A 9,182-nucleotide genomic window follows, 5' to 3' on the forward strand; every position below is an offset into this window, starting at 1 on the left:
GTGTGGAGATCGGCGACGGCGGATACGTCGCCTCCGGCGTGGGTGTCGCACTCGGCGTCGGGCTGGGCGTCGGGCTGGGCGTATCCGTTGGCACGACCGTCGGCGTGGGTGTCGCACTCGGCGTCGCCGTGGGCGTGTCCGTAGAGGTCGCGCTTGGCGTCACCGTAGGTGACGCCGTAGGCGACGGCGTCGCGCTGGCCGTCGCGGTCGGTGTCGGGCTCAGCGTGACGGTCGGTGTTGCTGTGGGTGATGGGCTGGGGGTGGCCGTGGGACGGGTACGTTCCCTGCAGTCGCTCTCGTCTAGGATGGAAACCGTTCCCGCAGCGTAGTTGGTGATAAAGACACGATCGTTCCATACAGATACCCCTTGTCCGCCCTCGGTGGCATCTTGCCGCCCCACGGGCACTTTCCCCAACACACGCCCATCACCCACATCCAGTGTGTACACCGCATCCTCCGCTGCGGCAACGGCAAACAGGTGGTCTGTCGTAGGGTTATATGCGATCACGTAGGGCGCAGCCGGCAGCGTGTATACCTTCAGCTTGCGCCACGTCTTCAGATCAAAGGAGATGATAGTCCGTTCCTCCCGGCTGCTGACGAACAGCCTGCCCCCCTCCGGGTCGACGGCCACGCCCCAGGCATCCCGGGCCACAGACGCCAGGGCCCCGATGAGCTGACCCTCCCGGTCCAGGATGGTGATGCGGCCGTCCAGATGGGTGACGTAAACACGTCCATCGGCGGCGGCAATGAAAGCCGGCCACAGGCTCACGGAGACGGTACGCACCACCTCGTCGGCCCTCGCGTCTATGATCGTGACACTGTGGTCACCGAAGTTGGCCACGTACACGCGATCGCCATCCGCGGCCATACCCCAGGGCAAGGAGCCCACATCCACGGCCCCCAGCAGCTTCGCCTGCTCCACATCGATCACGGACACCCGGCGGGCATCCCGGTTCGCCATGTACACCTTTCCGTTGGCATACGCGACACCGTTCGCATGGCCGCCAGCCGTGGAGATCGTCGCCAGCCGCTGCAGCGAGTTGGCGTCCAGAACGGCGACCGCGCTGTCATCAAACAGGCCCACGAACACCTTGCCGTCGGCGGCCGCCACGCCCTTCGGATGCGCCCCCACGGGGATCGAGGCGATCAACGAGGGAACACAGACCTTCCCCGTCCCGGGAGGTGAGGGCCTCGCCGTCGGCGTCGCTCTGGGCGTAGGCGTCGGCGAAGGCGATGCCGTGAACGTCGGCGTTGGGACGGCCACCGGCGTAGCCGTAGGCGTCGGCGTGGAGATCGGCGACGGCGGATACGTCGGTGATGGCTCAGACGTGGGCGTAGGCGTCGGCAGCTCCGCCGAGGGCAGCGCGCGAATCAACACCTTGTGGAAGGTGTCATCGCCGTCGCGAAGGCTGTTCAGTCGCACGTCCGATCCGCCCGGCAGACCGTTCATCAGCACCAGATCGTCCAGGATCCACTCCGCGATCCGCCAGCGGTTGCTACCACCCTTCTGCACCTTCCGCTGGTGAACCTCGCCCGCCGCGTCGGCGTACTCGAATGCCCAGCTATCCCGCCCCTGATCCAGGTACCACACTCGAATCAGATAGCGAACATCCTCCTGAGTGCCCCCGTACCGCCATCGATCATCCACATCCAACGGGATGTAAACGCCGCCCCGCGCCAGGTCAGTCCGACGGGCATGACGGCTATAGGGCTGCCGTCTGGCCTTCGATGGCAGATCCTCCCTGACCAGATGCACCGTTCGAGTCCCCGGCCCCTCCAGCCGTTGCAGGAAGAACTCCCAGTCACCGGGGTCCCCTCCCATGCCCGTCCGGTTGAACATCAGAGGGGGATATTCACGATCGCGAAATACGATCCAGACATCCGTGGTCGTTCGCTGATCCACGCCCAGGGAGCGAGGCAGGAGATCAAAGATCTCCGGGACCTTCGCCAGCGCCTCCAACCACGGATATTGCACATCGATGAAATCCGCGTGATGGGCCAGGGCGTTCAGGACCATCCAGTAGGCGTACTCCACGGGCGCGTCATCGCCCATCGGGGCGCTGTAGGCGGGCTCGAAGGCGATCGGCACCTGCCGCCACAGGCGATCGGCGATATCCAGGGACTCCCAACCCGCGCTGTGCTGATAGCCGACAGCGTTGGCCTTGTCCGGCTGCAACCCGTTGTTCTTGTATCCGATCCCCAGCGGGACGGCCCATTCCATGATCTGCTTGCGCGTGCTCCAGGCTGAGCGTCCATGTGCGGTGCACGCCCCCGGGCCGGCCTGGATCCAGAGGGGCTTCTGCGGGAACGCCTCCGCGTACAGATTCATCGCCTCGCGAATGAAATCCATATACTCCCCGCACGTGACCTCTCTGGCCAGCTCGGCCGGATAATCGCACAGGCCCACCTGCTTGGTCGGCTGGGTCTCATCATCGATCCCTACGCCGATCCAGATCCCGGCCACCTGCGGGTCCTGGCCGTACCGGGCGCCGAAAGCCCGCACCATCTCCGCGAACGCCTCCCGCCACACGGGGTCATCATAGGCCGGCGCCCCGGCCACCGGACACCCCTCCGGCCGGAGGGCATACCCCACGCGCCTCCCGTCAACGGTCTCCTCCCGTCCCGCACGCTGATACACCCACTCAGGGGTGAAGTCCCGCAATCGGTCGAAGTCCTCGGAGCCGTAGATCATCACCGTGAATTGGACGGGTTTGGAGATCACCTGGCCGGACGCCAGCTCGACGGTCATCCCTCGCGCCTTCGCCAGGTAGCGATCATAGCCGGTCCAGTTAAACACCCCGGGAGCCGGGTTCACGATATCCCAGGTGAACTCGATATGCGATCCAATGGGGCCGTACTCCGGGTATTCCGTTCGGTAGTCCTGATTGCGCCAGTCATACATGACGTAAAGGATCGAGGGAAATCCCTCGCCGGATGCGCCCGGTGTCGGCACGGCAACGGGTTCGGACGCAGAGACCTCCTCCGCGGAGGAGGGCGCCATCCATGGGGCGGACGACACAGTGTGCTGAGGCAAACGGGACACGAGGATCAACGCGGCAAGGACCACGACGAACGCCAAGGCTGTTGCCAGTACGAGCCAGGAACGTGTGCCTTGTGCGAACGAGCGATTCCGCATGCCTCGGCCTCATATCGAAGGGATATCCAGGGTCCACGCCGCGCCATGATAGATACCACGACAATGCCCTTATGACAGTTTAATACTACTACGTTTTGTTGTCAAGAGCAAAAGGAATCGATACAGGAAATTTTGGTCAATGAGGCTGAACCTACCCGCACGAGCGAGGAAGATTCAGAACAACGAGGATTTCACTACACGAGATACGAGGACCTGCACCGAGAAAATCGATACAAACCAGGGGAAAAGGAGTTGTCGTCCTATGGGGCAAGCCGCCGTTCGCCCCATTGGTATCAAATTAAGCGATGCGGAAGCGTGGCCCCGTATCTCTGAGGTGGCTCGGAGGGGCAGCAGCCCCTCCGAGGAAACCTATTTTCAGGCCCTCACCTGCCCCGTGGGGCTGGAGGCCACCGGCCAAAGCCCCAACCAGGCAGGTAGAAGGCGAGAAAAAGAGTTTTCCTGCGGAGGGGCTTCCCCTCCGCACCTCCCCTTTCAGGTGCGACCGCCCGTGGAGGGGGAAAGCGACAGGCGAGAACCTCGCCCATGCTGTTCAGTTGATGCGAATAGGGCAAGCCGCCGTTTGCCCCTCATGGGGCGACCTCTATCTCAGCCAACGGGATCGTGTCACCCAGAGGACGGCCATCGGCATCGAACGTGGGCAGGCGGGAGAAGTCGCTCTCTCGATACATACCCGTGAGCAGACGATAGGTGCCCGCCGGCGCGTCGTCGGCCACCGGGATCGTATAGCGGTCTGTGATCACCTCACCCACCACCCAACCGGAGGTCGGCTGGGCGCCGTTCGCCGGATATCCATCCCGTTGCCCATACAGGTTCCCATCCGGGCCGACCAGATGATTGAAGACCTTGAAGCTCTCCGTCATCTCCCCCAGGGCCTGCCAATACAGGACCACCTCGATGGTCTCGCCAGGACGCACGCGGGAGCGGTCCAGGTCGAACCCCAACAGCCGGACGACCTCACCCAGCCGGGCGTCCACGCGGTGCTCCATCGGAGGTACGTCGAAGTTCACGGGACGAGAGGCCAACTCCACCTCGCCCAGGACATAGTACTCGCCCCGGCGGAACAATCCCTCTCGCCAGCGCAACAGGCGCCCATCGGCCGACTGAACTCCCACCCCCAGCCGGTAGCGCCCCGCGGGCACCCGGCCGGGGACCAGTAGCTCCGGCCGGTCAAGCACGACCTCCCCGGGCGCCCACCGGGACATGGGATACAATCCCCCCGCGGATGGCTGCGCGCTGGAGACCACCGGGCGGCCGTCCTCCCCCAACAAAGCCAGCACGACCTGGCCGTCTGAACCCGCCGCCCTTCGCGCACGCCACAGCAAGCGGACGCTCAGACGCTCGCCCGGGCGGATCCGGCCCATCGGCGGATCGTAGCGCACAAGCTGCACCCGGCCGGCAAAGCTCGCCGCCGCGCGGCGGGCCAGGATCTGGCGATCTCGTTGCAGTGGCGGTGGCGGGCCGATCCAGGGACCCGGGACTCGCGTCGTAACTACCACCTCTCGCTGGCCCAGGTGGGATCCTCCACGGGGAGTGCCGCCATGTCATCGGCATCGTACACGGTCACGTCCAGGAAATAGTCACCCGGAGGGACGCCCAGCGGCACGGGGAACCGCACGGGCGAGCGCATTACCTCGCCCGGGACCCACCGGCTGGTAGGATACAGCGGGCCGCCTAACAGCTCATCGGTCTGCGCCCACCGGCGGCCGGCCGCATCGAACAGGCCCAGCGAGAGGTGGTAGTTACGACGCGAGTCCCGGGTCCCTGGATCGGCCCGCCACCGCCACTGCAACGAGATCGCCAGATCCTGGCCCGCATCGTCGGGGCATCGTATCCCTGGAGCGACAGCACTTCCTTCCCAAGGGCCACCCCCACCGGATATTGCGGTTCCGGCCCCTCGAACAGCGGCTCTCGATGGGTGCGCCACACCTGCACCCGGGCGTTGGCCTCTCCCGTCAGCAGCCGATCATCTAAGAGCAGGCCGTGCGTCTCCAGCCAGGCGCGAATACGCCCCTCGGGATCCGTGACCGTATCATAGATGCGCAGCACCCAGACGCGAGAGTGGTGGCGGAACAGCCGCCCCAAGGCCGCCTCCGCCTCACCCCACGGCATGGCGTAGAAATCGGCCTCGGGGTCCCCCCACCCCAGGTCGGGGGACCCGTCCACGGTGCCCGTCTGCACGATGACCGCCCCCCGCCCGCTGGGAACGCCCTCCTCCGGATAGCTCGTCAGCCGTCCCTGCCAGGCGATAGGCCCGCGATAGTAGTAGCGAAAGGCGGTGTACGCGTATCCGGCGTTGATCAGGATCGCGTCGTCCGGGCCCAAGTGCTGGGCGATATAACGCACGCCGCCGCGTAGATCATCCGCCGCGTAGGCCGGATCCGTCCAGAACTGGTGAAGGGAAAAGGCAGAGGCGCCGCCGTAGGAGAGAAGTAATCCCCCGATCACCACGGCGCGCCATAAATCCCTCCGCCCGCGCGGCCTCCCCCAAAGACGCCGCAGCCCCCACGCCAGCACGATGTAGAACGTCCCCGCGTACAGGAAGACGTAGCGCACGTGGAAGAGCGGGGTTACGTAGGAGAACAGGTACAGGAGGGCCAGGGGAACAAACGTGTAACCGGCCAGGAGCAACCGGACCACCCCACCCGATAACGCCCCGTCCCGTTTCTCTCGATCGGGCCACAGGGCGAAGGAGTAGAGCGCCGCGGCGATAAGCAACGCCGGCCACACCTGTCCAGGCGTCACGGATTGCCCCAGCGTCAGCGCCGTCCAGGCATCGCGCAGCACCGACCACGCCCCCGTAAAGGAGCGCCAGGGGGGTACGGGAGGATTCGTGGCCTGTCGATAGAAGATGGGCAACCACGGCAGGTAGAGTAGGATCACGACGCCCTGCGCGCCCAGCCACCGCCACAGCCAGCCATCGAACCTCCGCTCTCGCCGCCACTGCCACAGCGCATTCCCCAAAACGAACAGGTTCTCGGCGACGAGCAGAAAAGCGAAGTAGTAGAGGGTGTACAGCCCGACCGCTGCCGCCGAGATCCAGGCGATCCAAAGGCGCCAGGGGCGGCCCGTGGCCCTCCACAGGCGGGCCAGCGCATACAGCGTCACCATCCCCAGGAAGGACCCCAGCGTGTACATGCGCACTTCCTGGGAATACCAGACGTGAAAGGGAGAGACGGCGACCAGGAGCGCGGCGAGGAGCCCGGTCGGGGTGTCAACCAGATGACGGGCGATCCGATACGTGATGGCGATGAGCAGCATGCCCCAGAACACGGAGAAGAAGGCCAGGGCGAACTCGGAATCGCCCGCCGCAAAGGTCCAGAGGCGCAGAAGGAGATAATACAGAGGTGGATGGATGTCTCGAGCGGTATGGGCGATGAGGTCCGCGGCACTCTGCGAGGCCAGAAAGGCGCTCACCGTCTCATCATACCAGAGGCTCTGCGCGCCAAGCTGATAGAGCCGCAGGAGGAACCCGCCGAGGAGGATCAGAAGAAGAACCCCGCGGCGCTCAGCCACGCGCAGACGAGCCGACACCCCTTCCGCTCTCATCGCGCCATCGGGTTAAGCAGTGCCGCCCTACGACTCACGCACATCGGTGCGATCCAGATAGGTCAACGTGTATCGATGAGAGCCGGCCGGCACCTGTTCCACGAACTCTCGGAAGGGCGTCTCGATCTCCAGGAGGAAGGGCTGATCACACTCCACCCGCACCCGAATGCCCACCTCATCCTCCTCCTCGGCCACCAGGCTGATGGTGTTGTCGCCCAGGCGAAGATTGCGCACGCCCACCGGCACATCCTCTTCCAACCGCCAATGCACCCGTTGCCCTCCTGCATCCACCTCCAGGCCGATGATCTCCTCGATGAGCAGGGCAATGGGGCCCGCACCCGACCACCCCACGAAATCGCCGGCCGCCGGCCGCCCCGGCTTGGGGGCATCCGGCGCATAATTCTCCCACAGCGTGCCCGTCGAGCGCATCACGGCGGCCATCTGATCCAGGTGCCGGGCGGTGGCCTCACGCGCCAGATCACCGAAGCCAGCCCGGCGCAACCCCTTGATCACGGCATAGTTGGTGGGCGCCCATACGGCCCCCTGCCAATACCCGCCATCCGGCCGATACGCGGGATGATCGGCCGAAAGGGTGGGGAATGGGTGCAACCGCCAGAAGCGAGCCGGATCCCGTAGGACCGCCACCAGTCGCTCCGCCCGGTCGGGCGGCACCACATCCGCCAGGAGCGTCCAGAAGGAAGCGATGGTCAACGCCGGCCACGGCTCCAGCTTGCCGTCCAGATCCCAGTACACCCCCGCCTTCTCATCCCACATATAGCGATTGATCTGCCGCGTCAGGGCGGCGTGCTCCTCCTGATAGGCCGCTACCGTCGCCTCCGGCTGACCGATCACCTGGGCGATCAGGGCCAGGCAGCGGGCGTTCAAGGCCTGCTGCGCCGACATGTCCACCCAGCGGGCGGCGAAGCGCGGCGAGTTATCCATCCCGCACCCCAATTGTGAGGACCAGTAAAGCCCCTCCGGGCCGCGCTGATGGCCGCGCAGCCAGGCATCGTATCGGGCCAGGTGAGGCCAGACGCGAGCCAGCCGCTCGCCGTCCCCGCTAAGCTGATAGAGCGCCCACTCCGCCCAGGAGAAGAGGGGCGGGTTGATCGCGTCCGCGCTGCCCTTCGCGAACAGGGGGGCGCCGTTGTTCCCCCGGTACTCCCGACAGATCCAGCCGTCCTCCTCCTGTTTCCGATAAAAGTTATCCAGGGCAGGGGCCACCGGCAGCAGATGCCAGGCGTAGCGGGCGAACATGACGATGAAACAGGTATCCCATTGGAAGATGTTCTCGGAGAACGCGGCGTCCAGATAGCTCTCCACGAACCCATTCTGCGGCGTGCCATGGCGTATGTTCTGAACGGCCAGCTCCCAGGCACGCCAATACAGGTCCAACCAATCCGAACGGCCAGAGGGCAACACAGGTTGAGGCAATTGAGACCGATACTCCGCAAAGGATTGCACCATGCCATCGCTCCCAGAAGGATTCCTCTCCCATCGACCAGAGCAGCCGATGAGCCCGTGCGGCGAAGCGAGTATAGCACAACCCCAACGTCTCCACCAATCCCATGACTTATACACGAGTTCTCCATGACTTCTCCATAATCCCCGGGTAAGCTGGAGGCGAAAGGTGATGGAACCACCATCACCGGACAGAAAGACACAAGGAACCCAACAACACATAAGAGGAGGTATGGCAATGAGGTTCAACTGGAAGCGTTTCGGGACGATCGCGGCGGTTTTGGCTCTGGTAGGCCTGTTCGTGTTCAACACGGTGGCCTTTGCTCAGGGGCCGACGAACGACTCGCCGGTGTGGCAGCGCAGGGGCGGCCCCGGATACGGCATGCAGGTGAAGGGTCAGTGGGGCGGCCCGCAGAACTCGCCGGTCGCCGTCACGGCGGAGATCCTGGGCATGGACCGCACGGAGCTGGTTGCGGAGCTGCAGGACGGTAAGTCCATCGCCGACATCGCGGGCGACCAGCTGGATGAGATCATCGACGCCCTCCTGGCCAAGCGCCAGGCTATCCTGGACAAGGCCGTGGAGGACGGGCGCATCACCCAGGAGCAGGCGGACGCCATCCTGGAGACGATGAAGACCAACCTCACCGAGCGGCTGAGCCAGCCCTTCACACCTCGAGGCTTCAATGATCAGCATGCTGGTCGGGGCGCGGGGCCCGGCTTCGTGGACGCCGACGGTGACGGGGTGTGCGATCACTTCGTCGATGAGGACGGTGACGGCGTGAACGACCTGCGAGGCACCTTCCACATGGGTCGAGGCCGGATGGGTGGTCGCCGGTAAGAGAGGCGAAGGACCTATCTCAAGAGGCGGGGAGTATATCCCCGCCTCTTTCATTTGTTCCTGGGCCGCAGAGACCATAGCGTGCGTATACTTGGACAAACTGTGCCCGGCATACCGCATCTTCACTGAAAAAGGATATATGGGATGACTTTACATATCCCGCAAACTGTGCGAGAATAA

The 9,182-nt window shown here is 64.8% G+C and carries 6 protein-coding genes; 1 reads left to right on the forward strand and 5 read right to left on the reverse strand.

Annotated features, from left to right (window positions below):
- From GXP39_11750 to GXP39_11770, 5 genes are all read right to left on the reverse strand, one after another.
- The coding region (locus tag GXP39_11750) for a YncE family protein (GenBank protein NOZ28708.1) at positions 1-3,136 on the reverse strand (3,136 nt) is incomplete at its 3' end.
- Positions 3,137-3,723: 587 nt separating this feature from the next.
- Positions 3,724-4,653, reverse strand: a complete 930-nt coding sequence (locus tag GXP39_11755) for a hypothetical protein (protein NOZ28709.1) — start codon at positions 4,651-4,653, stop codon at positions 3,724-3,726.
- A complete protein-coding gene (locus GXP39_11760; GenBank protein ID NOZ28710.1) occupies positions 4,647-4,784 on the reverse strand; it encodes a hypothetical protein in 138 nt (45 codons plus the stop codon). Before GXP39_11760 ends, GXP39_11755 begins: the two co-directional genes overlap by 7 nt.
- Before the next feature lie 44 nt (positions 4,785-4,828).
- On the reverse strand, positions 4,829-6,688 hold the full coding sequence (locus GXP39_11765; GenBank protein ID NOZ28711.1) for a hypothetical protein: 1,860 nt from the start codon (positions 6,686-6,688) through the stop codon (positions 4,829-4,831).
- A 42-nt stretch (positions 6,689-6,730) separates the two neighbouring features.
- A complete protein-coding gene (locus tag GXP39_11770) occupies positions 6,731-8,170 on the reverse strand; it encodes a glycoside hydrolase (GenBank protein NOZ28712.1) in 1,440 nt (479 codons plus the stop codon).
- A 232-nt stretch (positions 8,171-8,402) separates the two neighbouring features.
- On the opposite strand from GXP39_11770, the gene GXP39_11775 reads away from it, so the two are divergent.
- Entirely contained in the window at positions 8,403-9,002 is a 600-nt protein-coding gene (locus GXP39_11775) for a DUF2680 domain-containing protein (GenBank protein ID NOZ28713.1), read from the forward strand.
- Positions 9,003-9,182: the final 180 nt, after the last annotated feature.

This window comes from Chloroflexota bacterium, from assembly GCA_013152435.1.
Classification (GTDB): domain Bacteria; phylum Chloroflexota; class Anaerolineae; order DUEN01; family DUEN01; genus DUEN01.